This window comes from Rhizobium sp. FY34, assembly GCF_005222845.1.
GTDB lineage: Bacteria > Pseudomonadota > Alphaproteobacteria > Rhizobiales > Rhizobiaceae > Neorhizobium.
Genome location: NZ_STFZ01000016.1, coordinates 1 through 26,592, shown reverse-complemented (window position 1 = coordinate 26,592; position 26,592 = coordinate 1). Strand labels below are relative to the sequence as shown.

At 58.9% G+C, this 26,592-nt stretch carries 21 protein-coding genes; 13 read left to right on the top strand and 8 right to left on the bottom strand.

Annotated elements, in window-relative coordinates:
- Positions 1-93: 93 nt before the first annotated feature.
- Positions 94-423 (top strand): succinate dehydrogenase assembly factor 2, encoded by a 330-nt coding sequence (locus E8M77_RS13590; RefSeq protein ID WP_137131185.1) that lies wholly within the window; start codon positions 94-96, stop codon positions 421-423.
- Entirely contained in the window at positions 420-3,941 is a 3,522-nt protein-coding gene (mfd, locus tag E8M77_RS13585; protein WP_137131184.1) for a transcription-repair coupling factor, read from the top strand. Before E8M77_RS13590 ends, mfd begins: the two co-directional genes overlap by 4 nt.
- Positions 3,942-3,970: 29 nt before the next feature.
- Here mfd and E8M77_RS13580 read toward each other — a convergent pair whose 3' ends face one another.
- The 3 genes from E8M77_RS13580 to E8M77_RS13570 form a co-directional block, all read right to left on the bottom strand.
- Positions 3,971-4,912, bottom strand: a complete 942-nt coding sequence (locus E8M77_RS13580) for a DMT family transporter (protein WP_246659258.1) — start codon at positions 4,910-4,912, stop codon at positions 3,971-3,973.
- A gap of 87 nt (positions 4,913-4,999) precedes the next feature.
- Entirely contained in the window at positions 5,000-5,671 is a 672-nt protein-coding gene (locus E8M77_RS13575; protein WP_137131182.1) for a DsbA family oxidoreductase, read from the bottom strand.
- Positions 5,672-5,721: 50 nt separating this feature from the next.
- Positions 5,722-7,530, bottom strand: a complete 1,809-nt coding sequence (locus E8M77_RS13570) for an extracellular solute-binding protein (RefSeq protein WP_137131181.1) — start codon at positions 7,528-7,530, stop codon at positions 5,722-5,724.
- 261 nt (positions 7,531-7,791) lie between these two features.
- Between E8M77_RS13570 and E8M77_RS13565 the strand changes: the two genes are divergently transcribed.
- Entirely contained in the window at positions 7,792-8,427 is a 636-nt protein-coding gene (locus E8M77_RS13565; RefSeq protein WP_137131180.1) for an invasion associated locus B family protein, read from the top strand.
- Positions 8,428-8,512: 85 nt separating this feature from the next.
- Here the strand turns inward: E8M77_RS13565 and hspQ are convergent, their stop codons facing one another.
- The 4 genes from hspQ to E8M77_RS13545 all read right to left on the bottom strand — a co-directional run bounded on the left by hspQ (position 8,513) and on the right by E8M77_RS13545 (position 11,801).
- Positions 8,513-8,842 (bottom strand): heat shock protein HspQ, encoded by a 330-nt coding sequence (gene hspQ / locus E8M77_RS13560; RefSeq protein WP_137131179.1) that lies wholly within the window; start codon positions 8,840-8,842, stop codon positions 8,513-8,515.
- A 90-nt stretch (positions 8,843-8,932) separates the two neighbouring features.
- Positions 8,933-9,859: a DMT family transporter gene (locus tag E8M77_RS13555; RefSeq protein WP_137131178.1), complete on the bottom strand. Its 927-nt coding sequence runs from the start codon at positions 9,857-9,859 to the stop codon at positions 8,933-8,935.
- Between the two features lie 131 nt (positions 9,860-9,990).
- Positions 9,991-11,400 carry a type I glutamate--ammonia ligase gene (gene glnA / locus E8M77_RS13550; RefSeq protein WP_137131177.1) on the bottom strand — a complete coding sequence of 470 codons (1,410 nt, stop codon included), beginning with the start codon at positions 11,398-11,400 and terminating at the stop codon, positions 9,991-9,993.
- Between the two features lie 62 nt (positions 11,401-11,462).
- Entirely contained in the window at positions 11,463-11,801 is a 339-nt protein-coding gene (locus E8M77_RS13545) for a P-II family nitrogen regulator (RefSeq protein ID WP_062554525.1), read from the bottom strand.
- 331 nt (positions 11,802-12,132) lie between these two features.
- On the opposite strand from E8M77_RS13545, the gene E8M77_RS13540 reads away from it, so the two are divergent.
- The 3 genes from E8M77_RS13540 to E8M77_RS13530 all read left to right on the top strand — a co-directional run bounded on the left by E8M77_RS13540 (position 12,133) and on the right by E8M77_RS13530 (position 14,360).
- The gene (locus E8M77_RS13540; protein ID WP_137131176.1) at positions 12,133-13,632 is read left to right on the top strand and encodes an NAD(P)H-hydrate dehydratase; all 1,500 of its coding nucleotides are present in this window, start codon (positions 12,133-12,135) and stop codon (positions 13,630-13,632) included.
- Between the two features lie 63 nt (positions 13,633-13,695).
- On the top strand, positions 13,696-14,028 hold the full coding sequence (locus E8M77_RS13535) for a prevent-host-death protein (RefSeq protein ID WP_137131175.1): 333 nt from the start codon (positions 13,696-13,698) through the stop codon (positions 14,026-14,028).
- Positions 14,004-14,360: a type II toxin-antitoxin system VapC family toxin gene (locus E8M77_RS13530; protein WP_246659257.1), complete on the top strand. Its 357-nt coding sequence runs from the start codon at positions 14,004-14,006 to the stop codon at positions 14,358-14,360. The genes E8M77_RS13535 and E8M77_RS13530 overlap by 25 nt, the downstream gene beginning before the upstream one ends.
- Positions 14,361-14,367: 7 nt before the next feature.
- On the opposite strand, the gene uvrA is transcribed toward E8M77_RS13530, so the two are convergent.
- On the bottom strand, positions 14,368-17,289 hold the full coding sequence (gene uvrA, locus E8M77_RS13525) for an excinuclease ABC subunit UvrA (RefSeq protein ID WP_137131173.1): 2,922 nt from the start codon (positions 17,287-17,289) through the stop codon (positions 14,368-14,370).
- Positions 17,290-17,568: 279 nt separating this feature from the next.
- Between uvrA and E8M77_RS13520 the strand changes: the two genes are divergently transcribed.
- From E8M77_RS13520 to E8M77_RS13490, 7 genes are all read left to right on the top strand, one after another.
- A complete protein-coding gene (locus tag E8M77_RS13520) occupies positions 17,569-18,120 on the top strand; it encodes a single-stranded DNA-binding protein (RefSeq protein WP_137131172.1) in 552 nt (183 codons plus the stop codon).
- Between the two features lie 296 nt (positions 18,121-18,416).
- Positions 18,417-19,700 (top strand): site-specific integrase, encoded by a 1,284-nt coding sequence (locus E8M77_RS13515; RefSeq protein WP_170975874.1) that lies wholly within the window; start codon positions 18,417-18,419, stop codon positions 19,698-19,700.
- Positions 19,697-21,217, top strand: a complete 1,521-nt coding sequence (locus tag E8M77_RS13510) for a site-specific integrase (RefSeq protein ID WP_137131170.1) — start codon at positions 19,697-19,699, stop codon at positions 21,215-21,217. Before E8M77_RS13515 ends, E8M77_RS13510 begins: the two co-directional genes overlap by 4 nt.
- Positions 21,214-23,337, top strand: a complete 2,124-nt coding sequence (locus E8M77_RS13505) for a hypothetical protein (protein WP_137131169.1) — start codon at positions 21,214-21,216, stop codon at positions 23,335-23,337. Before E8M77_RS13510 ends, E8M77_RS13505 begins: the two co-directional genes overlap by 4 nt.
- A 3-nt stretch (positions 23,338-23,340) precedes the next feature.
- Positions 23,341-23,763 carry a hypothetical protein gene (locus E8M77_RS13500; RefSeq protein ID WP_137131168.1) on the top strand — a complete coding sequence of 141 codons (423 nt, stop codon included), beginning with the start codon at positions 23,341-23,343 and terminating at the stop codon, positions 23,761-23,763.
- Positions 23,760-24,146, top strand: coding sequence for a hypothetical protein (locus tag E8M77_RS13495; protein ID WP_137131167.1), 387 nt, complete (start codon positions 23,760-23,762; stop codon positions 24,144-24,146). Before E8M77_RS13500 ends, E8M77_RS13495 begins: the two co-directional genes overlap by 4 nt.
- Positions 24,143-26,023, top strand: coding sequence for an AAA family ATPase (locus tag E8M77_RS13490; RefSeq protein WP_137131166.1), 1,881 nt, complete (start codon positions 24,143-24,145; stop codon positions 26,021-26,023). Before E8M77_RS13495 ends, E8M77_RS13490 begins: the two co-directional genes overlap by 4 nt.
- Positions 26,024-26,592: the final 569 nt, after the last annotated feature.

The following is a 26,592-nucleotide window of genomic DNA, read 5'->3' as shown; positions in this document are numbered from 1 at the left end:
GGCGGCAAAATGCGCCGGAATTTGCCTGCTTGGCAAGGCTGACAATGGGAAGTTTTCATCCTATATCAGCGGCACAACGAAGGTTTGAAGCCCATGACTGGACTGACGCGCACAAGCGCCGATCTCGACCCCCGCCGCCGTCGCATTCTTTATCGCTGTTGGCACCGTGGCATTCGCGAGATGGATCTCGTGTTTGGCGAGTTTGCCGAAAACGAAATCAGCGCGCTATCCGACAGCGAGCTGGATGATCTGGAGACGATCATGGCGGAAGAGGATCAGGACCTCAACCGCTGGATCACCGGCGCCGATCCGGTGCCGGAGCACCTGCCCCAGCTGATGTTTGGGCGGCTGGCCGCCTATCGCCCGGACTTCGACATCGTGACAGTCGAGGCTTTGAAGGCAAAGCACGGACCAAGCGAATGATTTCGGGTTTCGATGCCAAGAAGATCGCCGCATCCGCGGCGGGCTTGACCATTGCCAATGTTCAATCGGGCATGGAACCGCTGCTCTTGGCGGATCTGGCACGCGCCGGCCTGCCGGTTGCCTATGTGATTTCCGATGGCCAGCGCATGGCCGATATCGAACAGATGCTGTCCTTCGTCGCGCCCGACATTCCGGTGCTGACACTGCCGGCCTGGGACTGCCTGCCTTACGACCGTGTATCGCCAAGCGCGGATGTGTCTGCGCGCCGCCTCACGGCTCTATCTGGCCTGATTGCCTTTGCCAAGAAGCCGCATACGGCCATTGTGCTTGTTACCGTCAATGCCATGATGCAGAAGATCGCCCCGGCAGAGGTGATTGATAGCCTCGCGTTTTCGGCCAAGCCAGGCAACACGATCCGCATGGACGATATTGCCGCACGGCTGGAGCGAAACGGCTTTGACCGGGTCTCCACCGTGCGCGAGGTCGGCGAATTTGCCGTGCGCGGCGGTATTCTCGATGTCTTCGTGCCGGGCACCGAAGAGCCGGTTCGGCTGGATTTCTTTGGCGATACGCTCGAATCCATCCGCATGTTCGACCCGGCAAGCCAGCGCACCACCGGCCAGGCCCGGTCTCTCGATCTCAACCCGATGAGCGAAGTGACCCTGACGCCGGATACGATCAGCCGTTTCCGCAAGGCCTATCTGTCGACCTTTGGCGCGGCGACCCGCGACGATGCGCTCTACCAGGCCGTTTCGGAAGGCCGGCGCTATGCCGGCATGGAACATTGGCTGCCGCTGTTTTACGAGCGGCTGGAAACCGCCTTCGATTATCTGAAGGGTTTCCGCATCGTCACCGACCATACGGCGCGCGAGGCAGCCCAGGAGCGCTCCAAGCTCATTCATGACTATTTCGAGGCCCGCCAGCTTGCCGGATCGACGACAAAGGGCAGCACGGCGCAATCGGCGCCCTACAAGCCCGTCTCGCCCGGCCAGCTCTATCTGGGTGGGTCGGACTTCGTTTCGCATCTCGACAAGTTCGGCGCAATCCGGCTGACCCCGTTCAACGAGCATGATGGCGAGGCGCGCCGGGTGGTGACGCTCGACGCCCATGCCGGCCCGCGCTGGGCCAAGGCGCAGGCTGAAGCCGATGCCGACCGGGCAAACCGCGACGAACGGGTCAATATCTTCGATCTTGTCGTCAAGCACATTGCCGATAAGCGGGCGGGCGGCGCAAAGGTTCTGATCACCGGCTGGTCTGCCGGATCGCTGGATCGCATGCTGCAGGTGCTGGACGAGCACGGCCTGAAACGCATCAAGCAGATCGAAAAGCTCTCCGACATCAGAAAGCTCGACAAGGGCGAGGCGGCCGCTGCCGTCTTCAGCATCGAGGGTGGCTTCGAGACCGGCGATCTCGTCGTCATCGGTGAACAGGATATTCTCGGCGACCGCATGGTGCGCCGCTCCAAGCGCCGCAAGCGCGGTGCCGATTTCATTTCCGAAGTGGCGGGCCTCGACGAAGGTTCGCTCGTCGTGCATGCCGAACATGGTATCGGCCGCTTTGTCGGCCTGGTGACGATCGAGGCGGCGGGTGCGCCGCGCGCCTGTCTTGAACTGCATTATGCCGACCAGGCAAAGCTGTTCCTGCCGGTTGAAAACATCGATCTTCTGTCGCGCTATGGGTCGGATGCCGCCGAAGCCAGTCTCGACAAGTTGGGCGGTGGTGCCTGGCAGGCGCGCAAGGCAAAGCTCAAGAAGCGCTTGCTTGATATGGCAGACGCGCTGATCAAGCTTGCCGCAACCCGCATTACGCGCCGCGCTCCGGTTCTCGAAACACCGGAAGGGCTCTACGACGAATTTGCCGCGCGCTTCCCCTATGACGAGACGGAAGATCAGGCGAGCGCTATCGATTCGGTACGCGGCGATCTGGCCGCCGGGCGACCGATGGATCGTCTCGTCTGCGGCGATGTTGGCTTCGGCAAGACGGAAGTGGCGCTGCGGGCTGCCTTCTTTGCTGCCATGAATGGCGCGCAGGTGGCCGTTGTCGTGCCGACAACGCTGCTGGCCCGTCAGCATTTCAAAACCTTCAAGGAGCGCTTCCGTGGACTGCCGATCCGGGTGGAACAGGCCTCGCGACTTGTGACCACCAAGGAGCTGAACCAGACGAAGAAGGATATCACCGAAGGCAAGGTGGATATCGTCGTCGGCACCCATGCGCTGCTGGGAACCGGCATCAGCTTTGCCAATCTCGGTCTTCTGATCATCGATGAAGAACAGCATTTCGGCGTAAAGCATAAGGAAAAGCTGAAGGAACTGAAAAGCGACGTGCATGTGCTGACACTGTCGGCCACGCCCATTCCGCGCACGCTGCAGCTGGCGATGACGGGTGTGCGCGAGCTGTCTCTGATCACAACGCCGCCGGTCGATCGCATGGCGGTGCGCACCTTCATCTCGCCATTTGATGCGCTCGTCATCCGCGAGACGCTGATGCGCGAACATTATCGCGGCGGCCAGAGTTTCTATGTCTGCCCACGGCTTGCCGACCTGCCTGAAATCCAGGCCTTCCTGCAATCGGACGTGCCGGAGCTGAAGGTGGCGATTGCCCATGGCCAGATGGCAGCCGGCGAACTGGAAGACATCATGAATGCCTTCTATGACGGCCAGTATGATGTGCTTTTGTCGACGACCATCGTCGAATCTGGCCTCGATGTGCCGACCGCCAATACGCTGATCGTGCACCGTGCCGATATGTTCGGGCTTGCCCAGCTTTATCAGCTGCGCGGTCGCGTGGGTCGTTCCAAGGTGCGCGCCTTTGCGCTGTTTACCCTGCCGGTCAACAAGACGCTGACGACGACGGCCGAGCGGCGCCTGAAGGTGCTGCAATCGCTGGATACGCTGGGCGCTGGCTTCCAGCTGGCGAGCCACGATCTTGATATTCGCGGCGCCGGCAATCTTTTGGGCGAAGAACAGTCCGGCCATATCAAGGAAGTCGGCTTCGAGCTTTACCAGCAGATGTTGGAGGAGGCTGTTGCCGAGGTGAAGGGCGATGACGATGTGCAGGACACCGGCTGGTCGCCACAGATTTCGGTCGGCATCACCGTCATGATTCCGGACAATTACGTGCCGGACCTGCATCTGCGCATGGGACTTTACCGTCGTCTTGGCGAATTGACCGACCTTGCCGAGATCGACGGTTTCGGTGCGGAAATGGTCGACCGCTTCGGCCCGATGCCTGTCGAGGTGCAGAACCTGCTGAAGGTGGTCTATATCAAGTCGCTGTGCCGCACGGCCAATGTCGACAAGGTGGAAGCCGGGCCGAAGGGCATTGTGCTGCAATTCCGCGATCGGCAGTTCCCCAATCCGGCGGGCTTGGTCGGCTATATCGCCAAGCAGGGATCGATGGCAAAAATCCGCCCCGACCACAGCGTATTCCTGACCCGCGACCTGCCGACGCCGGAAAAGCGGCTTTCGACGGCAGCGCAGATCATGGTGCAACTGGCGGAACTGGCGAAACAGGGTTGAGGCCCGAAAGAAGGTTGAGGTGCTGCGCCTCAGCCTTTCCTGTCATCCTCCGGCTTCACCGCCAGTGCCGCCTCGCTCTGGCCCGCGACCGGCGGAGGAAGCGTGGTGCCTCGCATGCGCTCGCGTGACAGTGTCAGCAGGCCGGAGCCGACGATGAGCGCAATGCCGGCGCCCATCCACAGATCGACATGGTCGCCGAAGATCACATAGCCCAAGAGGATCGCCCAGAGCATCTGGCTATACTGGATCGGCGTGACGATGGCGGCTGGCGCATAATAGGCAGCAACCATCAACAGTACGGTGCCGACGGCAGCCAGCAGACCAAAGATAAAGATCAGCAGAAAATCATAGGCCGAGGGCATGACCATGTTCGGCAGCATGGCGAAGGCGCAGACGACAAGTCCGCCGATAAGGCCGGCGCCGAACATCGAGATGTTCTTCTCGCTGGGGCCCAGATAGCGGTAGATGATGACCGAGACCGCCCCGGTAAAGCCAGAGGCAAGTGCTGTCAGATGCGCGAAGGATAATTCGCGAAAGCCTGGCCGTAGCACCACCAGCACGCCGATAAAGCCGAGGATGACCGCCATCCAGCGCTTCGGCCCGACCTTTTCCTTCAAAAAGATCACCGACATGATGGTGGCAAAGGAGGGTAGCAGGAAGATCAGGCAGAAGGCCTCTGCCATCGATAGATGGGTGAAGGCGACGATGCTGCCGACCGTGCCGATCGCCGAGCAGACGAAGCGCAGCAGCCAGAGAGGCCGATTGGTGGTGCGCACCATGTCGGTCCAGTGATCGCCGGATTTCAACAGGAAGGGAACGGCCAGCACGCCGACAAGCGTGCCGATGAAGCCCGCCTGGAAGGGCGGCACGCGCCCATCGACCATCTTGATGGCAGCATCGCTGAAGGAATAGGCGGCAAAACAGGCAAAGGCGATGAGGACGCCCTTCAAAGTCGAATCAGAGGCGCGCAAGCAAATCATCCCGGCGGAAATTCATCCTGCCGGGATAAGTGGCTGGGGGCTCATCGTCAATTCGCAAGTGACGAGGCCAAGGGCCTGTCAGTTCATTTCGGCGCGGGCCTCGGCTTTGGACTTGGCGATATCGCGGAAGGCATTGGCCAGGGCCTCGGGCGTCTGTGCGCCACTCACCGCATATTGCTGGTCGATAATGAAGAAGGGCACGCCGCTCACGCCCATTTTTTGCGCAGCATCGATTTCGGCAATCACCGTATCCTTGTCAGCATCGGACGACAGCAGCGTTGCAGTGACCGTGCGATCAAGGCCGGCCTTTTCGGCAACATCGAGCAGAACGGCGTGATCGCCGACATTGCGACCTTCCTCGAAATTCGCCTTGAACAGACCGGTGACGACGCGGTCCTGAATTTCGCGACCTTCCGTCATCGCCCAGAGGATCAGGCGATGCGCATCCAGCGTATTGGGGCCGATCTTGATGGCGTCGAAATCAAAGGCAATGCCGACCTCGCGACCCAAGCCGCTCAGCATGTCGTGCGCGCGGGCAACGGCGGCAGCACCACCAAGCTTAGCTTCCAGGGAGGCCTTCTGATCCACACCTTGCGGCGGATATTCGGGATTGAGCCGATAGGGGCGCCAGTTGATGTCGATGCCGACCTCGTCCTGCACCTCGGCAATCGCCAGTTCCAGCCGCGCCTTGCCGAGATAGCACCAGGGGCAAACCACGTCGGATACGAGGTCGATTGTCAGTCTTTCCATGGCGAGCGTCCTTTGTTCGCAAGCGGCGGGCGGACGGGCGCAATCTGCTTCTACTGCGCGCTTGCATCCCACCAGGTTGGCAATTGATAGCCGTAAAGCGGCACCTTTTCGGCATGAACGATATGTTTCCACCGTGCAACCCATTGCTCGGGAATATGGTAGAGTGGAACCATATAATTTCCCGCAAGAAGCAACCGATCATAGGCGCGCACGGCCGTGGTGAAATCCTCGCGGGTGCGGGCACTTAGCATTGCCTGGATCAGGCGATCGACATCCTGATCGGCAAGGCCTGCGAAATTGAAACTGCCCTGGCGATCCTTCGAATCACTGGCCCAGCGTCCCACCTGTTCGATGCCCGGCGACAGAGAGGACGGGTAGGATTTCATGATGACATCGTAATCGAAGCTGCCCGAGCGGCTCTGGTACTGCGCATCATCCACGGTGCGGATCGATACATCGACACCGATCGTGCGCAGCGTGCGCTGAAAGGCGATGGCGACCTTTTCCTGGTCCTGGCTCTGCGTCATGATTTCAAAGGACAATTGCCGTCCACTCGCATCCACCATCTTGCCCGCCTTGATGGTATAGCCACCCTTCCTGAAGAGTTCGACCACCTCGCGCAGCACCTTGCGGTCGCTGCCGGACCCATCGGTTTCAGCAAGCGTCGGCTTCCCCTCAAGCACAGCAGCAGGGATCCTGTCCTTAGCGGGTCCCAAAAGCGCCAGCTCCTTGTCGTCTGCCACATGGCCGAGTGAGGAGAGATCGGAATTTTGCCAGTAGCTCTGGGTGCGGGTATAGGAGGCGTCAAACAGGTTGCGGTTTGCCCATTCGAAATCGAAGGATCGGGTGAGGGCGGCCCGCACATCGCCATTCTGGAAAACCGGCCGGCGCAGGTTGAAGACGAAGCCCAGCATGCCCGTCGGAAGCTCGGGCTTGAAGACGTCCTTCACCACATCACCACTGGATACGGCCGGGAAATCATAGGCGCGCGCCCAGTGATTCGGATTGCCATCGAGATAGACATCCACCGCGCCCTTCTTGAAGGCTTCAAACAGCGTGTTTTCCTGCAGGAAATATTCCACCGTGATCTGGTCGTAATTGTCAAAACCGACCTTGGAGGGAATGTCCTTGCCCCAATAGACCGGATTGCGCTCGTAAACGATCTTCTGGCCGGGACTGACGGACTTGATCAAATAGGGGCCGGAGGCGACCGGGATTTTCAGACTAGACTGGTCGAATGTTGCCGCATCCACCGCATGTTTGGGCAGAATCGGCGTGCCGGAGGCGAGAATCAGCGGGAATTCGCGGTCGACCGTGCCATTGAAGGTGAAGCGAACGCCATGCTCACCGATCTTCTCCATCTTTTCGACGGGCTTCAGCCGGTTGTTGAAAGGCGTGCGCCCCTTGTCGCGCAGCACTTCCAGCGAAAAGATCACATCTTCGGGCGTCACCGGCATGCCATCCGACCAACGCGCCTTTGGATTAAGATTGAACTGGATGAAACTGCGCTCCTCGTCCATCTCGACGCTTTCCGCCAAGAGACCATAGAGCGTGAAAGGCTCGTCTGACGAGCGTACCATCAGCGTCTCATAGATGAGATTGCCGAAAATATTGTCCCACACGCCGCGCGCCGTGGTGCGGATGCTCTTCAGATTGAACGGGTTCAGGCTGTCGAATGTGCCGACCACGCCATAGGCGACGCTGCCGCCCTTGCGCGCGTCCGGATTGACATAGGGAAAATGGCTATAGTTCGGCGCAAGCGCCGGCCCACCATGCATTGCGATCCCGTGCACGGGTTCGGCGGCGGCACTGCCGATCCAGGACAGCATGACCAGGGAAAGCGTTGTCAGGCGGCGCATCTCTACCTCCATCGATGGCGAAACGATTCGGCGGAAACTATCGCATCCAACGGCGCAACACCAATATTGCTGATGAAACTTGCCGCTCATTCGCGGAAATACAAAACTAGGACTGGATATCCCGGCCTCTGCGATGTAACAGGTTGGCCAACGGGCGGGTCATTCAATTGCCTCATTTGAACGACAGGTGGAGCAACAAGACCCCCGGCATGGAACGGCGAAAGCTATTCCCCAAACCGCTTTCAGGAGACGGATCTCGGTATGATGATCACGGCAAACAAGGTTCTGCGGACGGCCCTGTCCGCCCTCGCTCTTTCCATCTGCGCAGCCCCGGTTGCCGCTTTCGCACAGCAGCAACAGCAGGCTGCCGGCGCCCCGCCGCTCGGCTGGTTCAAGACATGCGACAAGCAGGACGATAGCGATGTCTGCGCCGTACAGAATGTGCTTCTGTCGCCGAATGGCCAGTTGATCACGGCTGTTGGCCTCATCACCGTGGAAGGCAAGGTCAACCGCAAGATCATGCAGGTATCGGTCCCGTCCGCTCGCCTGATCCAGCCGGGAGTGGTGATGCAGATCGATGGCGGCAAGGGCCAGAAGCTCGATTACGTTTTGTGCATTCCCGATCGCTGCACTGCTGAAGTGCCGCTGACGGATGCAATGATCGCCAGCCTGAAAAAGGGCGGTGAGGTTGTCTTCACCTCGATCAATTTCCGCCGCGCGCCGAATCCGATCAAGGTTCCGCTCTCCGGCTTTACCGGCGCATTCGATGGCGCCGCGATTTCGCAGTCGCAGCTTGCCGAAAGCCAGCGCAGCCTGCAGGAAAGCATGCAGAAGAAGGCTGAAGAAGCCCGCAAGAAGCTGGAAGACGCACAGAACGCCGCCAAGGCCGGCCAGTAATTCCAGTCTGCCTGCTGCAATCTATCAACAAGAAGGGCGCCAACTCGGCGCCCTTTGCGATTCTATAATATCAGATCTTCACGCTTTAATGCGCGAGGATCGCCTTCGGCTTAAGCTGGCCGCCTGGCTGGCGATCGAAGATCTGCGAGACCTGCGGGTTGCGCAGCGGCTCATCGCTGTCATCATGCTCAAGGTTCTGTTCAGAGACATAGGCGATGTAGGCCGTCTCGTCATTTTCCGCGAGAAGATGGTAGAAGGGCTGGTCCTTGCTCGGTCGGATCTCCGCCGGGATGGCATTCCACCATTCCTCGGTATTGGAAAATTCGGGATCCACATCGAACACGATTCCGCGGAAGGGAAACATCTTGTGACGAACAACTTCGCCGATGGTGAATTTTGCGTTCCGTAGTTTCATGGGGTGAACTTCCTTTCCCATCGCATGTGGGCATTCATAAAACCGACATCAAGAGGTCTTGGCATGTGACATAACGCAAGGGGAGGCCGATCAGGTCGCCTGCCTTGCACTGGCGCGTTTCGGTAGGGTGGCGAGAACGACGCCGCCAATGACCAGAGCCATGCCGGCTGCGTGGTAGACCTCGAATGTCTCGCCGAGAAACGGGACGGCCAGAATGATCGATACCGGTGGCATGAGGTAGAGCGTGACGCCCGCCTGTGCCGGGCCGAAGACGCGCACCGAATGCTGGAAGCAGTAGAAGGCGGCAAGCGACGCAAAGGCGATAATGCCGGCAAGCTTCAGCCAGTCGCTGCCGCTATTCGGTAAAGGCGCACCGGCAAGGACTTCGAACACGGCGGGCGGGAACAGCACCACTGCACCCGATGCGGCAAGCAGACCAAACAGGGATAGCGGCGGCACGGCTGCCGCTGCCGGATTGCGCAGCAGCATGGAATAGGCGGCAAACGCGACGGCGGCCAGAAGAATGCCGAAATCACCGATATTGAAGGTCAGATGGCGCAGCGCCTGCAGATCCCCCTTCAACACAATCGCTGTGACGCCGACAAAGGCGACCAACATGCCGAGCACTTCCTGCCAGACGAGCCTTCGCCCCTGAAACTGCCACTGAAACAGAATGATGAACAGCGACGAGGTGGTGTAGATCAGCGTCGCATTCGATGCCGTCGTCAATGTCAGCGCCCAATAGACGAAGCCTCCGCAAATACCCATGCCCAGAATACCCAGCGCCAGCCATAACAGGCCATGCTGGCGCACAAAGGCGAAGCATGTTTGTCGGTCATGGTAGATGAAGGGCAGAATGGTGAGCGTGGCGCCGGCCCAGCGGATGAAGGCGGTGATGAATGGACCGATATCGCCGGTAATGCCGCGGCCGAAAATCAGGTTGGAAGAGAAGAACACCGGAGCGGCCAGGAACAGAAGCCAATCAACGGCACGCGGGCCATTCGAAGTCTCAGCCATTCAGTTTGCAAACCTTTGCGAACAAGCCTTGCGCCAGAAAGAGCGGGCAGGGCAGAATTCTTCAACGAAAACACCGGCAGGATGACCTGCCGGTGCGAAAGACTCGTCGTTGCGGAGCGGCTAAGAGCCGATCAGCAAGAATAGTACATATCGAATTCGACCGGATGCGGGGTCATTTCGAAACGCATGACTTCCTGCATCTTCAGTTCGATATAGGCATCGATCTGGTCGTCATCGAACACGCCGCCGGCGGTCAGGAACTTGCGATCCTTGTCGAGGCTGTCCAGCGCTTCGCGCAGAGATCCGCAGACGGTCGGGATCTTCTTCAACTCCTTCGGCGGCAGATCGTAGAGATCCTTGTCCATGGCCTTGCCCGGATGGATCTTATTCTTGATGCCGTCGAGGCCGGCCATCAGCATGGCGGCAAAACCGAGATAGGGGTTCTGGGCCGGATCGGGGAAGCGAACTTCCACGCGCTTTGCCTTGGGGCCTGTGCCGAACGGAATGCGGCAGGAGGCAGAGCGGTTGCGCGCGGAATAGGCGAGCAGAACCGGTGCTTCATAACCGGGGACCAGACGCTTGTATGAATTGGTCGTCGGGTTGGTGAAGGCGTTGATAGCCTTGGCATGCTTGATGATGCCGCCGATGTAATAGAGGCAGCTTTCCGACAGGCCGGCATATTCATCACCGGCAAAGGTTGGCTTGCCGTCTTTCCAGATCGACTGGTGCACGTGCATGCCCGAGCCGTTATCGCCATAAACCGGCTTCGGCATGAAGGTTGCCGTCTTGCCATAGGCATTGGCGACCTGATGCACTACATATTTGTAGATCTGCATCTTGTCTGCATTGCGCACCAGCGTGTCGAACTTCACGCCAAGCTCGTGCTGGGCAGACGCAACTTCGTGGTGATGCTTTTCGACGACGACGCCCATTTCCGACAGAACCGTCAGCATTTCGGAACGCATGTCCTGAAGGCTGTCGATCGGCGGAACCGGGAAATAGCCGCCCTTGACGCGCGGACGGTGGCCGAGATTGCCGGTTTCATAATCGGTATCGTCGTTCGACGGAAGTTCCGACGAATCGAGCTTGAAGCCGGTATTGAAAGGATCAGCCTTGTACTTCACATCGTCAAAGACGAAGAATTCCGGTTCCGGGCCGACGAAGATCGTATCGCCGATGCCCGACGCCTTCAGATAGGCTTCGGCCTTCTTTGCAGTGCCGCGCGGGTCGCGGTTATAGGCTTCGCCCGAGATCGGATCGAGAATGTCGCAGATGACGACCATGGTCGACTGTGCGAAGAACGGGTCCATGTGCACAGTTGCAGGATCCGGCATCAGCACCATGTCGGATTCATTGATGGCCTTCCAGCCGCCGATCGAAGAGCCGTCGAACATGACGCCATCGGCGAACATGTCCTCGTCAACTGCAACCACGTCCATGGTGACGTGCTGAAGCTTGCCCTTGGGGTCGGTGAAGCGCAGATCGACGAACTTGACGTCGTTCTCCTTGATCTGTTTCATGATGTCGCTTGCGGTCGTCATGGTCTCTCCCTTGGATAAAAAATCATGGTGTGATGCCCGGTTCTTGGCGGCCGGGCTTTTGTTCAGATTGCGTCTACGCCGGTTTCGCCGGTCCGGATACGGACGACTTCCTCAACGTTGGACACGAATATCTTGCCGTCGCCGATGCGTCCAGTCTGAGCGGCATTGCGGATTGCGTCGATCACGGCATCGACGTTCTCGTCGGCCAGTACGACTTCAACCTTCACCTTAGGCAGAAAGTCCACGACATATTCTGCACCGCGATACAGTTCGGTATGTCCCTTCTGGCGACCGAAGCCTTTGGCTTCCGTCACGGTGATACCCTGCAGTCCGACCTCTTGAAGCGCTTCCTTAACTTCGTCCAGTTTGAAAGGCTTAATGATCGCTTCGATCTTTTTCATGAGAAAATGTCTCTCCGCTTCTCCCTTGGGAACCGGCTGATGCCCGTTCATCCCTCGTAATGCAGGTATCGTGCCAAACCCCTGCCCAGTTTACCAGAAACGCCTTGGTACTATTCCCAGCTTTGCGCACCCTGCCTCGTGTGCCGCATTGCAGGCTATGGTTTCCCACGGTCCATGGCAAGAGGTGTGAATGTCACGACACAGCGAAGATCAGACAATCTTGGTGACGTTGAATTTTAAGTCCATAAATTGTGCATTTGCCTTTTAAACCATCACTCTGAGCGAGAAAAATGCGGCTTGTTTTTTATCCTGACTGCGCTTGAATGGGCACATGTTTGAAAATGCGACAATTCTTCTAACGCCGGACGAAATGACGGCAGCCGATGCGGCGGCTGCGGCATCCGGCCTCAACTCCTTCGACCTTATGGACAGGGCAGGGCGCGCGGTTGCTGCCGCAGCGCTTGCGGCCTATCCAGGCGCATTGCGGCACGTTGTGTTATGTGGGCCGGGCAATAATGGCGGCGATGGCTATGTGGCAGCGCGCGCACTTTATGAAAGCGGGGTGCCTGTTGCCGCCTTTGCGCTGGGCGATAGGGCAGACCTCAAGGGCGATGCTTTGCGCGCCTTCGACCTCTGCCCGGTTGCCGTTTGGCCTCTATCAGAGTTTACGCCGGAAAAGGGTGACATCATCATCGACGCGCTGTTTGGCGCTGGCTTGTCGCGGGCCGTGCCGGACGCTGTGGCGGAGGTGATGGACCGGGTTTTCGAGGCACGGCTGCCGGTTCTGGCCATCGATCTGCCATCGGGCCTGTGCGGGCGGCGCGGCATGGTACTGGGCCGGTCCTTCCGGGCGGAGCGCACCGTCACCTTCATGGCGAAAAAACCCGGTCACCTGCTGATGCCTGGCCGGGAATTGTGCGGGCAGGTAGATGTCTTTGATATCGGCATTCCGGGGCGGATCATCACCGCCTGTGCTGGTATAATCGGCGTCAACACGCCTTCTGCCTGGGCCTCCCATTTGCCGCAGGTGACCGGCGAGAGCCACAAATACCGGCGCGGCCATCTCGGCGTGTTCAGCGGCGGAGCTTGGCAGACGGGTGCAGCACGGCTGTCGGCTGAGGCGGCTCTGACTACCGGTGCAGGCCTCGTCACCATCGGCGCGCCCGGCGATGCGCTTGGCACCCAGGCGGCGACACTCACCGCCATCATGCTGCGCCAGGTCGATGACGCGGCCTCGCTTGACGCCTGGCTGCAGAGCGGCAAACTTTCAGCCTTCGTTATCGGACCGGGTTTCGGCATAGGCGACAGAGCCTGTCGCTTTGTCGAGCAGATCGCAAACCGTCCCGTGGTTCTGGATGCCGATGCGATCACATCCTTTGCACCTCAGCCAGACGCATTGTTCAACCTGTTTCGCGAGGGCGAGCTGCGCCTGGTGATGACGCCGCATGAGGGAGAATTCGGCCGTCTCTTTGCCGATCTTGCCGCGGACCGGATGCTGGGCAAGGTGGAAAAGGCGCAGGCCGCCGCCGCCCGCTCACATGCGGTCATCGTCTACAAGGGGGCAGATACGGTGATTGCAGCACCCGATGGCCGGGCGCTCATCAATGTGCATGCACCGGCCGATCTTGCGACGGCTGGATCAGGCGATGTGCTGGCCGGCATGATCGGCGCACTGATGGCACAAGGCATGCCGGCCTTCGAGGCGGCTGCCGCCGGTGTCTGGCTGCATGGCGAGGCAGGATTTCACGCCCGTCGCGGCCTGACAGCCGAAACGCTGATCACCCATATCCCGTCGGCACTTTCGGCTCTCTATTCGTTGATCTCTGCCTGACGCCGCCCGTTGAGACTGTGGGCTGAAAATGCTAGGATGGGCCGGAACATCAGAGGTCTGCCGATGACTGTGATCCGCGTGCTGGAAGCTGATACCGAACTCTCCAGACTGATAGACCGCGTCGAGGCCGGCGAGGAAATCCTGCTTGCGCGCCAGAATGCGCCGATTGCAAAGCTCGTGGCGGTGGTTGGCAACAGCAATGAGCAGCAACAGCCCCGCCGCCCCGGTGCCCTGGCCCATCTTCGCGACAGATTGCCGCCAGACCTCTTCCTTGAGCCTATGTCTGAGGACGAGTTGGAGGCCTGCGAGGGGAAGTATTCGTTTCCGGGTGACAACGGAAAATCAACCTACTGCTCGACACCCATGCTCTGGTGTGGTGGCTGTTTGACGACGTAAGACTTGGCCAGAAATGTCGGGACCTGATTTCCGAACCCGACAACAACGTGGCTGTCAGCACGATATCGGCATTCGAGATTGCAACCAAATACCGGATCGGCAAGTGGCCAGATGTCAAACCTATTGCCGAAAACTTTGAAACGCTCGTTCTTGCGGAGAACTTTCGGCTTCTCCCGATCGCTCACAATCACGCCCTTCTCGCTGGCCGCTTTTCCATGCGCCACAAAGATCCCTTCGATCGGCTCCTCGCAGCACAGGCCTATTGCGAAGAGCTTGTTCTGGTAAGCGCCGGCACGGCCTTTAATGAGTTTCCGGTGCAGCGCCTGTGGTAGAGGCGGATCACTCCGCCGCTTGCACCTTCTTGACCGGACGCCTGTGCAGAAGCTCCTTGAGGAAATGGCCCGTATAGGAGCGCTTCTCCTTCACCACATCTTCCGGCGTACCACAGGCGACGATTTCGCCGCCACCGGTGCCACCTTCCGGGCCGATATCGATCACCCAGTCGGCAGTCTTGATAACTTCGAGATTGTGCTCAATGACGACGACGGAATTGCCCTGATCGACAAGTTCGTGCAGCATTTCCAGGAGCTTGGCGACATCGTGGAAATGCAGACCGGTCGTCGGCTCATCGAGAATGTAGAGTGTGCGGCCTGTCGCACGCTTTGACAGTTCCTTGGCGAGCTTGACGCGCTGCGCCTCGCCGCCCGACAGCGTATTCGCCTGCTGGCCGACCTTGATATAGCCGAGACCAACATCAAACAGGGCCTGCAGCTTGTCGCGCACCGCCGGCACCGCCGAGAAAAACTCCACGCCTTCCTCGACCGTCATGTCGAGCACGTCGGCGATAGACTTACCCTTGAAAGTCACATCCAGCGTCTCGCGATTGTAGCGCTTGCCGTGGCAGACATCACAGGTGACATAGACGTCCGGCAGGAAATGCATCTCGATCTTGATCACGCCATCGCCCTGGCAGGCCTCGCAACGCCCGCCCTTGACGTTGAACGAAAAACGGCCCGGCTGGTACCCGCGCGCCTTGGCTTCCGGCAGCCCGGAAAACCAGTCGCGGATCGGCGTGAATGCACCGGTGTAGGTGGCCGGGTTGGAGCGCGGCGTGCGCCCGATCGGCGACTGATCGATATCGATCACCTTGTCGATGAATTCGAGACCATCGATGCGTTCGTGCTCTGCCGGGATTTCGCGCGCGCCCATGACGCGCCGGGCGGCGGCCTTGTACAGCGTTTCGATGAGGAAGGTGGACTTGCCGCCGCCGGACACACCGGTGACCGCGGTAAACAGGCCGAGCGGAACGGCTGCCGTGACATTCTTCAGATTGTTGCCGCGTGCGCCGACAACCTTGATTTCCTTGCCCTTCTTCGGCTTTCGCCGCTCGGACGGAACAGCCACGCCCAGTTCACCGGAGAGATATTTTCCGGTCAGTGAATTGGGGTTGGCCATGACCTGGCTCGGTGTGCCTTCGGCAATCACCTGGCCGCCATGAATGCCGGCCGCCGGACCGATATCGACGACATAATCGGCGGTCATGATCGCATCCTCGTCATGCTCCACCACCAGCACCGTATTGCCGATGTCGCGCAGATGTTTCAGCGTTTCCAGAAGCCTTGCATTGTCGCGCTGGTGCAGACCGATCGATGGCTCATCGAGGACGTAAAGAACGCCGGTGAGGCCCGAGCCGATCTGCGAGGCGAGCCGGATGCGCTGGCTTTCGCCGCCAGACAGCGTGCCGGAAGCGCGCGACAGGCTCAAATAATCAAGGCCGACATCATTCAGGAAGCGCAGCCGGTCGCGGATCTCCTTGAGGATGCGCACGGCGATCTCGTTCTGCTTGTCAGAAAGCTTTTCCGGCAGTGTTTCAAACCAATCACGCGCCAGCTTGATCGACATTTCGGTCACCTGGCCGATATGCAGCGTGTCTATCTTCACGGCCAGCGCTTCCGGCTTCAGGCGATAGCCCTTGCAGGCCGGGCAGGGGGCTGCCGACATGTAGCGTTCGATTTCTTCGCGGGCCCAGGCGCTGTCGGTTTCCTTCCAGCGACGTTCGAGATTGGGCACGATGCCTTCAAAGGTCTTTTCCGTCTTGTAGGCGCGTGCGCCGTCCACATAGTGGAATTCGATCTTGTCCTCGGTGCCATGCAGGATCGCGTGTCTGGCCGCATCGGACAATTTCGACCAGCGGTCGGATAGTTTGAAGCCAAAAACCTTGCCCAGGCCTTCCAGCGTCTGATTGTAATAGGGCGAGGTGGATTTCGCCCAGGGCGCAATGGCGCCATCCTTCAGCGTGCGGTCCTGTTCCGGCACGATAAGGTTCTGATCCACTTTCTGTTGGGCGCCGAGGCCATCACAGGTGGGGCAGGCGCCGAACGGGTTGTTGAAGGAAAACAGCCGCGGCTCGACTTCCGGAATGGTGAAGCCGGAGACGGGGCAGGCGAACTTTTCCGAAAACAGCACGCGCTCATGCGTTTCGTTCAAGGATTTGTTGGCCGATCCGCCAGCCGAGGTTTCCTCCGGCGGCAGCGGCTTGTCTGCAAATTCGGCAACGGCCAGACCATCGGCGAGCTTCAGGCAGGTTTCCAGACTGTCGGCAAGGCGTGCGCCGATATCACTGCGCACCACGACGCGGTCGACGACCACGTCGATATCGTGCTTGTATTTCTTGTCGAGCGTCGGGGCCTCGGCAATCTCGTAGAACTGCCCGTCGATCTTGACGCGCTGGAAGCCCTTTTTCATAAGCTCCGCCAGTTCCTTCTTATACTCGCCCTTGCGGCCACGCACGAGCGGCGCCAGAATATAAAGCCGGGTTCCGTCCCCGAAAGCCAGCACCCGATCGACCATCTGGCTGACCGTCTGGCTCTCGATCGGAAGGCCCGTCGCCGGCGAATAGGGCACGCCGACGCGAGCAAACAGCAGGCGCATATAGTCGTAGATTTCCGTGACCGTGCCGACGGTCGAACGGGGGTTCTTCGAAGTGGTCTTCTGCTCGATGGAAATGGCGGGAGACAGGCCATCGATCTGGTCGACATCCGGCTTCTGCATCATTTCGAGAAACTGGCGCGCATAGGCCGACAGGCTCTCGACATAACGTCGCTGCCCCTCGGCATAGATCGTATCGAAGGCAAGCGAAGACTTGCCCGATCCGGAAAGGCCGGTCATCACGATCAGACTGTTGCGGGGCAGGTCGAGATCGATGCCCTTGAGGTTATGCTCGCGGGCACCGCGAATGGAAATCGTCTTGAGTTCGCTCATCGTGAAATTGGCTCTTTGGGAGGACAAGCCCCTTATTTAGTCATCCCTCGGCGCGTGTCGAGGTCAGAATGGTGGCGGGGCTGCTTTCGACTCGGTGCTACGCTGCATCCCGTTGACAGGATCATAGGGAAATACTAGAACAAATAAAGAACAAATTTCGCCTTTCGATTTTGGCTGTGGATTAACGAAGCAACCGGCCCGGAGGCGGGAGGGATGGTCTACACTGGTGCCAATGACAATTTTTGAGGTGCCGCGTGCGGCGGCAGACAAGGTGAGAGAATGGCTGGCAGCGTCAACAAGGTTATTTTGATCGGCAATCTCGGGGCAGACCCCGAAATCCGCCGGACGCAGGATGGTCGTCCGATCGCCAATCTGCGCATTGCAACGTCTGAAAGCTGGCGCGACCGCAACAGCGGCGAGCGCAAAGAGAAGACGGAATGGCACACGGTGGTGATCTTCAATGAAGGTCTCTGCAAGGTCGCCGAGCAGTATCTGAAAAAGGGCTCGACCGTTTACATCGAAGGTCAGTTGCAGACCCGCAAGTGGCAGGATCAGACCGGCAATGACCGTTATTCGACGGAAGTCGTGCTGCAGGGCTTCAACTCGACGCTGACCATGCTCGGCGGTCGCGGTGACGGAGCGGGCCAGGGCGGCGGCAATTTCGGCGGAGGCCGCGGTGCACCGGCTGGCGGCGGCGGAGATTTTGGAGGCGGTTATGGCGACGATTACGATCGTGCGCCGGCAAGCTCCGGTTCCGGTCGTGGCGGCGCGTCGGCTGGTGGTTCCGGCGGCGGTTTTGCGCGGGACCTGGACGACGACATTCCCTTCTAGCAGAGAGTGGTCGGCGTTTTGTAAATTAGACAGCCGATCTCTCTGAATAAGCTGCGTTAATCGGAGTTGCACCTTTTTATGCCAGTTGGCCTCATTTTCGTCAGGTGAGTAGTGGCCAGTTTTGCAAAATTACAGTGTCGATTTGTGTTGTTGCTTCCGGTTGAAAAGGAAGCAATTCCCGGATAAGCATTCTAGCTGATACATGTCGACCGCATACCGTCTAATGATGGCTGAACCTGACCCAGTTTCGTCGGTTTCGACCATCATTGGACGGCATGCGGCCGACATCCGTATCAATGAAGAACGAAAGTCCATTTATTGTTCGTTGGTCCCGCTTCTCCAATGGCGAGCGGATGCCCTTCCTTGTCCGGGCGTCTACCGGCGTTCCAATCGACGCTCCGAGTTTTTGGACTACCGCCCACCGACGGGCGCTTGGAGTTCAGCCAAACACACTCTTCAATGAACTTCGTTCCCTTATGGTTTTTTACCTCTGGGCGGACTTGCGCGGTATCGACATCGGAGAGCGCCTGCAGGAGGGAACGTTCCTCGAGCTCTCAGAGGTCATCGACCTCGTAAACGCGTGTGGTTGGTCCCTTGACGATCTACTGTCCGCACTTCATCGCCGAGCGTCAAACGTGATCACGCCAAGTGGTCACATGCCGACAGGTGGCGTCAAGTCGGGCGAGAAGGGCAATCGACTGAGTGTCATTCGGTCATTTCTCGAGTTCACCAGCTCGGACCATCTTTCACGTCTCCAGGCTTGGCCAGAGCGGTGGGCTCTATACCGCGATATGCGGGACGAATGCCTGAGCAAACTCGCCACCCATGCCCGCGGCCTACGGAAGCGAAACCGCGACGATGTCGGCCAGCGGGAGGGGCTTGATCCGGAAGTGCTGGTGCGGCTCCGCGCGGTCATCGATCCGGACCACCCGGACAATCCGTTTGAACGTACAGTCCGTTTCCGCAATTTCGTAATGATCAGGCTACTGATCGAACTGGGCATCCGGCGCGGGGAACTTCTCGGGATCATGGTCGGCGACTGCGATGTGACGGGTCCAAGAGGCTACATCACCATCCATCGTCGTCCAGACAACGTCCTCGACAGGCGCATAGCGCCGGGAGCGAGCACGAAAACCGCTGCCCGCAAGCTCGAGCTTAGCCCTCGGACTACGCAGCTCGTCTACGAGTGGATTGTCCACCATCGCTCGAAATTGCCAGGTGCCAAGAAGGCAGAGGGACAGTTCCTGATCCTCAGCATTCCTACCGGCGCGGCCATGTCCCCCTCGAACGTCAACAAGATGTTCGAGGTGCTTCGGGAGCGCGTTCCCGGATTGCCTGGTGACGTCACGCCGCATGTCCTCAGGCATTCATGGAACGAGACCTTTTCCGATTATGTCGACAGAAACGGTATCTCGGAACAGGACGAGGTGAAGTGGCGGCGGAGGATCATGGGTTGGAGGGACGAGGCTTCTGCGAAGTTTTACCTCCGTCGAACCGTCGCCCGCAGGTCCAACGAGGTCCTCCGGAAAATGCACAACAAGCTTGATATTAGCGTCAAAACCGAAGGGCAAAACCCATGACTGTGCGTCAGAAAGTCGATCAAACCGAGCTACAGCCACCGCTGCCGTCGACCGCGACGACGCTTGAGGGTATCGAGTTCCATCCTAACGATGACGTCTGGCCCGTGGGCGGGCTAACTCATAGCGAGCGAATGAAGTTCGGCATCTTCGACAGGCTTTCAAGGAGAATGGTCCATCGGTTGAAATGGGCACTGACTATCTCATTGCAGAACAAATCGTTCTCGCATTCGAGCAACCTGCACAACCAATTTTTTCGTTTCTATCGGGTAGTCTTACAAGACTCCGATACTGTTCACGACAGGATCGAACTCTCTCATATCTTGACGTTGAAGAGCCGCCTCAACGCCGCAACCGAGTGGAAACTCGCTGTCGTTCGCATTTTGCTGAGCGACATGGAAAATCTCGGGTTCGGCATCGCGTCGAATGACGCGCTTGAGTACCTCACCGCCGCGACCATCCGCGGAAATATCAAGGGGACCTCGATACGGACGCGTGATCCCGAGAAAGGCGCGTTCACCGATACCGAACTTCTCACGATCCAGTCGGCGTTGAACGATGCCTACGCGAAAGGAGAGATCGACCTCGACGCCTTCGCAATCACCTGGCTGTTCCTTGCCTACGGCCCACGCCCGATCCAGATCGCAGCTCTGAAAGAGAAGGACCTTCTTGTCTCCGAAGGTGATGAGGGACGTCAATATGCGCTCCGCATGCCTCGGGCGAAGCAGCATGGTCAGAAGGCAAGAGATTCGTTCAAAACCCGCTATTGCGGCAAGCAGGTGGGCAACCTGCTGGAGCGCGTTATCGACAACAACAAGCATCGCCGCAAACGTTTTGGCCTCCAAGAAAACGAGAGTCCGATGTTCTTTGCTTACCGCGAAGGAAGGCTTCCTGGACTGCGTTACCATGTCACCTCAGGCGAGATCGGCAGGGTTGTGAACAATACGATTGGCCAAATAACGGGGCTCAAGACGAACGCACGCAGGTTCCGCATCACCTTGGCCCAGCGCGCCGTGGACGACGGCAAGGACAAGCATACGGTCGCCGAGCTTCTCGATCATTCGGATACGCAAAACGTCGAAGTCTACTTCGAAGCCAGCCCCGCGATGGTCCTCCGTCTCGATCGTCACCTAGCGATGGAGATGGCACCGCTTGCGCACGCGTTCGCCGGCGTCGTAGTCACCACCGAACAGGAAGCGCGGCGGGGTGGCGATTGCTCCAGCCGTATCTTTGACAGGTCTCTCAACAACGTGGCGGAGGCGCTCGGGACGTGTGGTCAGATGAGCTTTTGCGGTCTGGCCGCCCCGTTCGCCTGCTACACCTGTCGCCATTTCCAACCGTGGATCGACGGCCCGCACGAGGAGTTCATGGCGGCGCTGATCGCCGACCGCGACCGGATGGAAGCGGAAGGATATTCCCCCAAGATTTACACGATAAGGGACCGAACCATCCTAGCGGCGGCCGAGGTCATCCAGCTCTGTGCCGTCAAAAGAGAAATTAGCGGTGAGGTGGCCGCGTGACCGGGAACGTCGTTAAGCTGGTAGCAACTGGTCTCGAGTATCCCGCAGACCGTGTGCATACCTTCATCGCTCTCGCCAAGGCGCTCGACGTATTGACCCCCAAAGACGCGTGGCCGGGGGACCTATGGGAGGTCGGTGCATCGTTCGTCACGAAGGGTCAGAACAGAGACAGCCGCGTTCTGGCGTTTTACAACCTGGGTTCCACAGTGACCAATAGGCAGGAGGTCGTCAGCGGCGCGCCGCTCGCGGACGGTATAAAGGAGTTTGCCAAGGCCTACATCCGGTACCTGCACTCGTCGGCCCCCGTGGTGTTCGAAAACACAGTGAAGCGGCTTTATGCATTACAGTTCATCGAGGCGGCCTTCAGGTCTCTGCGAACCGAACCCGTCATCGAAAATCTGAACGTCTTTGTGCTCAATACTGCCGTCGCGATGGCGAGGGACGGCGTCGGAGCCGGACGTCACTACCAGTTCGCGATTTACATCCAACAGGTTCACCGGTTCTGTATGGAGCGCAGATTCCTGAACGCTCCGTTTCAGTGGAAGCACGGGATTAAAAAACCGAAGGACAAGACCGAGGTTCTCGGACAGGAGGCCAAAGCATGGCGCGATGAGAAGCTTCCTAGCCCAGAGGCATACCATGCGCTCGCCCATGTCTTCAGGAACGCAGATACCTTCGTTGACCGACTGTTCTCCTCAATCTGTGCAATTTGCGTGTCGATACCGATAAGAGCGCATGAGGTGCTTCAGCTTCGTCTCGATTGCGAGGTGTATGAAAAAGCCCGAAATCCAGAGACGGGTGAGATGGTGGAAGCTTATGGCATTCGCGTCTATCCTGGGAAAGGCAACCCACCACAGGTGAAGTGGGTCCCCTCCGTCATGGCATCCATAGTGCAGCAAGCCGTCGAGCGGCTTAGGTCGCTTTGTGGCGAACCCAGAGCGGTCGCGGCTTGGTACGAGGCATATTCCGATGGGATTTGGCTACCTGAGGCTTTCTCGCATCTGCGCGGCTTGGAGTGGATCGCGAAGAGCGACCTAATGGCGCTTAACGGATTGTCTCGCCGAACAGCGGCCAATCAGTATGTCAGGGACCAAAGGCTCAGATGGAGAACCGTGACTTCCCGACGAGGCAATATCGACGAGATCAGCTTCCAAGACCTTGAAAAAAACATTCGAGGGCTGCTTCCACGTGACTTTCCGCAATTCAACAGCGCCCGCGATCAGCTCTACTCGGAAACCCTAATCCTACTGCCGTACAACGGTGCACATCGCAATCGAGCGACGTTCCCCTGCATGATCGAAGCTTGCACCGTTCCGAAGTTCCAAGGCTGGCTTACGGGACTCGACGGAGTACCCTCAGTGTTTGACCGATGGGGATTTACGGAACGTAACGGAAAACCGATCAGGGTCACCACCCACTCCTTCCGTCATTGGCTCAATACTGTTGCACAGCTGAAAGGCTTGAGCGACCTGGATATCGCAAAATGGAGCGGCCGGAAGGTCGAGCAGAACCAAGCCTACAATCACGTGTCGTCCGATGAGGTTTTAAGCCAGATCAGGGAGGCCCTGGACGACGGAAGCGGGATCGGGCCGATGTTCGAAGCTGCCAAAGGCACCGGCGTAAACCGACCTGTCGACCGCCGCGAGTTTGCCGATGCCCAAATTGGTGCTGCACTGGTCACCGAACTCGGTATCTGTGTCCACGATTATTCTCTGCTTCCGTGCCAGACCCATGGTGATTGCCTCGGTTGTTCCGAAAACGTCTTCGTCAAGGGAGACCTGAAACACAAAGAGCGCGTAGCGAAACGTCTGGCGTTGAACGAGAAGCAACTCGCGGACGCCGTCGAAGCGATAGGGAACGACTACTACGGTGCGGACAAATGGGTTCAGGCACATGAGATAAGCATCGAGAAGCTGCGCAGGATGCTGGCGATTCACGACGATCCATCCATCCCCGACGGCACGATTGTAAACCTCGACGGCGGCTCACAAGACAACGAAGTGGCGATGGCTCTTCGCGACCGACAAGAGGTCAAGGAACACCGTCCGAGACGCAATGATGCTCCCTCCGATGAGGACGCCGAGGCCGATGGCATCCTCGCCGCAATGTGGGAGGATTAGTCGATGGCGAAGGCGCGTCTTAGCGACGATGAGATCGAACGGATTGTTAGCCTCTTGATCTCTTGGCAGGGAAAGTTGAGCTGGGAGCTTCTGACGGAGCAAGTAGGGGTCATGCTCAAGCGGCCCTTCACACGTCAGGGATTGGATAAGCAGGAAAACATCCGAACTGCCTTCCAACAAGCCAAGGACAGACTTCGCTCGTCGCCAGTGACGCCGTCGGCCTCGTCGGTTTCAACCGAATTGGCCATATTACTTGGTCGGGTAGACAGGCTCGAGGCGGAGATCGCCGTGCTGAAAGCGGAGAGGAACCGCTTCCACGAGAAGTTCGCGACCTGGCAGTATAACGCTCGAAGCAAAGGCCTCTCCGAATCCGATTTGAACATGCCATTGCCCAAGGTGGAACGCGATCGGAGTACGGAGAAATGAGCCTCAACCGTTTTCAGAAGATTAGCGAAGAAAATTACGCGAAGCTCGAAACCTATGTCGAGCGCCTGCAAGCGGCCGGTTTGAAGCTTCCTAGCCGTGGCGGCAAGGTGAACAAGACTGCCGTTGCAACGGCCTGCGGCTTCAACAGAGAGACGTTCGACCAGAATGCCCGCTTCGAAAACCGGCTGATCCAAGCGGTCAAAGATTTGGGCCTTGAGCCGCCGAGATCGACGGAGAAGCCTACCCACGACAGCGGCGACAAGGCGAGGATAACAGCGCTCGAACAGCAGTTGGCGTCGGTACGAAGTGAAAACTTAGAACTTCGACATAAGGTCGCCAGGTATGAACATTCAACGCTGACGGGCAGGAGGGTCATTCCTTGAACGTCATCCCGCGCGGCAGGTACATCGTGGAATTCTTGTCTTCGCGGCCGGAGTTTGCCGGTGTCGGCAAGGCGACGGCCGCGCGGCTTTGGAAGCACTTCGGAACCGAACTATATACGGCCCTCGGTGACGGCGATGTCGATCGGCTGGCCGAGGTTCTGGACAGAAACCAAGCGGCCATCGTTGTCGAGGCGTGGGCCAACCAGATCGCCCTGGCCGACTGCGTAGTCTTCTTCGACGAGAACGGTATCGATCCCAAGGTCGCCCGCAAGGCAGTGGACTTCTGGGGTCCCGACGCCCTGGCGAAGATCAGAGACAATCCCTATCGATTGCTCACGATCTGCTCTTGGCGTCAGGTCGATCGTGTTGCCTTCGGTATTGGCATCCCGGCGAATGACGTCAGGCGACAGGTGGCGGCCGTCGAGTCGGTTCTGTACGATCGGATAGACCGCAAGCATACCTGGTGTCCGCGCGACGAGCTGGTTGCCCAGACAGCAAAACGTCTGGACGTCAGCGTAGAAAAGGCGGAACGCGCCCTCGAGGCGGCTGTAGGCGACCGCGCTGCGCTACCGATTGACGGTGGCTACCAGCCTGCGGGAGCGGCCTATATGGAGCGCTTTATCGAGACCCGCATCGAGGAGCATATCGCGGCTGTCGATGGCAACGATCTATTCCTCGACGGGATTACGGCGAAGGATGTAGCTCACTTCCTCGATGAATTTGACCCGCGAGGCACCCTCACGGACCAGCAGCGCGAGGCGGTTGGGATGGCGATTGGCCATCGCTTCTCGTTGTTGATCGGTGGCGCGGGCGTGGGAAAGACCACGGCGTTGAAAGCGGTCAACGCCACTGCGCGCAATTTTGGAATGGCAGTCTATCAGCTCGCCATAGCCGGACGGGCTGCCAAGCGAATTGCCGAGGCGACGGGTAAACACGCGCAGACAGTCGCGTCCTGGCTGAAGGGTGTGGCGGACGGGAGGATCGAACTTGGCCGCCATACGATGGTTATCATCGACGAGGCGTCGATGCTCGACCTCCCGATCCTCTACCTTATCCTGTTCCATTTGCCGAAGGAAGCGCGTTGTCTGCTGGTCGGCGACACCGCTCAGTTGCCGCCTATCGGCTTCGGTCTGACACTTCACAGGCTTGTCGAAGAGAAGCGGATTCCGAAAACCGAATTGACACGCATTCTCAGGGCTACCGAAAGCACGGGAATACCCCAAGTGTCGGTTGCCATTCGTGGCGGGGAAGTTCCCGACCTTCATGCCTATGCGTCCCGCCGCGGCGGGTGCAGCCTCGTCCGGGCGAACGGAAACGGGGTAATCCACGCGATCGAGGATGTTTTGCACGACCTTCGAGGCGAGGAAGTTCAGGTCGTCGGTTCGGTTTACGCGGGGCCGGCCGGAATTGATGCCATCAACGCCTACTTCCATGCCGCACGGGTCGCCGCCGGCGCTCCGTCGTTGAACGGTTTTGCCGAGGGCGATCCCTGTATCTGGACCGTAAACGACTACGATCGGAATCTCTGGAACGGTTCGATGGGCCGCGTGGTTGGCCTCGACGCCGATACTGTGGTCGCCGAGTTCGAAGACGGGAAGCACCGGATCGGTCCAAGCGAGATCGACAGGCTGGCGCTTGCATACTGCATCAGCGTCCACAAAGCGCAGGGTAGCCAGTTCAAAAACGTCGTCATACCGGTGCAGCCTTCCGCGAACATGGATCGCGCAATGATCTACACGGCGGTGACCCGGGCGACCGACCGCGTCATTGTGATAGGGTCGCCACCGGACCTCGTCAGCGCGGTTGTCCCGTACCCGCGCTCACTTGATAGGAAAGTTGCGCTGGCCCTGACGCACGACGGCCAGCGGCCAGTGTAACCTGACGTCCGCAAACGGAGGCCGGGGTTGACGCATGGCCGGCGCGCATAGGCTCTTTCGAAGGGCATGCCCCGCAAGGGGGATGGCCGCAGCGACGAAGGCGCGTGAGAAGAGCGCGCCGGACAGGCGTCACCGAAGCGCGGGGCCACGCGACTAATCGGAAGCGCCGGTCGCCGAAGGCGATCGGAACGAGACCAGCGGCTCGTTCCGAAGGCGCTGAGATTCGTCGTGGGGAAGCTGATGGCAACTTCGGCCGGGCCAGAGCGCCCACTACATCCTTTTACTTGTTCGACCAGCTTTGGTGACGCCAGCACAGAAAGGCCCCTCTGTTGTGATACCTTGCCAGTCCCGACCACATCGCAGAAATCCTGAATCTTAGGGCATTCCGGGTCCGCGTGGACAGACGTTGAAGGGAACCGCGATCCGGGGACATCGCCGACGAGGAACTGGAATACTTAACAACCAATTGTATGTCGGTCGGCTAGGGTCTGTGGGGATTCATCGTGAGTTGATCACAGCCGCTGCCATATAGATCATGGCCTCAAAGCTCTGGTCCGTTTTACAGGCTC

Excerpts from the sequence above, each read along its gene's own strand:
- E8M77_RS13590 (WP_137131185.1), top strand. The coding sequence starts at position 94 with ATGACTGGACTGACGCGCACAAGCGCCGATCTCGACCCCCGCCGCCGT.
- mfd (WP_137131184.1), top strand. The coding sequence starts at position 420 with ATGATTTCGGGTTTCGATGCCAAGAAGATCGCCGCATCCGCGGCGGGC.
- E8M77_RS13575 (WP_137131182.1), bottom strand. The coding sequence starts at position 5,671 with ATGGAAAGACTGACAATCGACCTCGTATCCGACGTGGTTTGCCCCTGG.
- E8M77_RS13570 (WP_137131181.1), bottom strand. The coding sequence starts at position 7,530 with ATGCGCCGCCTGACAACGCTTTCCCTGGTCATGCTGTCCTGGATCGGC.
- E8M77_RS13565 (WP_137131180.1), top strand. The coding sequence starts at position 7,792 with ATGATGATCACGGCAAACAAGGTTCTGCGGACGGCCCTGTCCGCCCTC.
- hspQ (WP_137131179.1), bottom strand. The coding sequence starts at position 8,842 with ATGAAACTACGGAACGCAAAATTCACCATCGGCGAAGTTGTTCGTCAC.
- E8M77_RS13555 (WP_137131178.1), bottom strand. The coding sequence starts at position 9,859 with ATGGCTGAGACTTCGAATGGCCCGCGTGCCGTTGATTGGCTTCTGTTC.
- glnA (WP_137131177.1), bottom strand. The coding sequence starts at position 11,400 with ATGACGACCGCAAGCGACATCATGAAACAGATCAAGGAGAACGACGTC.
- E8M77_RS13545 (WP_062554525.1), bottom strand. The coding sequence starts at position 11,801 with ATGAAAAAGATCGAAGCGATCATTAAGCCTTTCAAACTGGACGAAGTT.
- E8M77_RS13540 (WP_137131176.1), top strand. The coding sequence starts at position 12,133 with ATGTTTGAAAATGCGACAATTCTTCTAACGCCGGACGAAATGACGGCA.
- E8M77_RS13535 (WP_137131175.1), top strand. The coding sequence starts at position 13,696 with ATGACTGTGATCCGCGTGCTGGAAGCTGATACCGAACTCTCCAGACTG.
- uvrA (WP_137131173.1), bottom strand. The coding sequence starts at position 17,289 with ATGAGCGAACTCAAGACGATTTCCATTCGCGGTGCCCGCGAGCATAAC.
- E8M77_RS13520 (WP_137131172.1), top strand. The coding sequence starts at position 17,569 with ATGGCTGGCAGCGTCAACAAGGTTATTTTGATCGGCAATCTCGGGGCA.
- E8M77_RS13515 (WP_170975874.1), top strand. The coding sequence starts at position 18,417 with ATGAAGAACGAAAGTCCATTTATTGTTCGTTGGTCCCGCTTCTCCAAT.
- E8M77_RS13510 (WP_137131170.1), top strand. The coding sequence starts at position 19,697 with ATGACTGTGCGTCAGAAAGTCGATCAAACCGAGCTACAGCCACCGCTG.
- E8M77_RS13500 (WP_137131168.1), top strand. The coding sequence starts at position 23,341 with ATGGCGAAGGCGCGTCTTAGCGACGATGAGATCGAACGGATTGTTAGC.
- E8M77_RS13495 (WP_137131167.1), top strand. The coding sequence starts at position 23,760 with ATGAGCCTCAACCGTTTTCAGAAGATTAGCGAAGAAAATTACGCGAAG.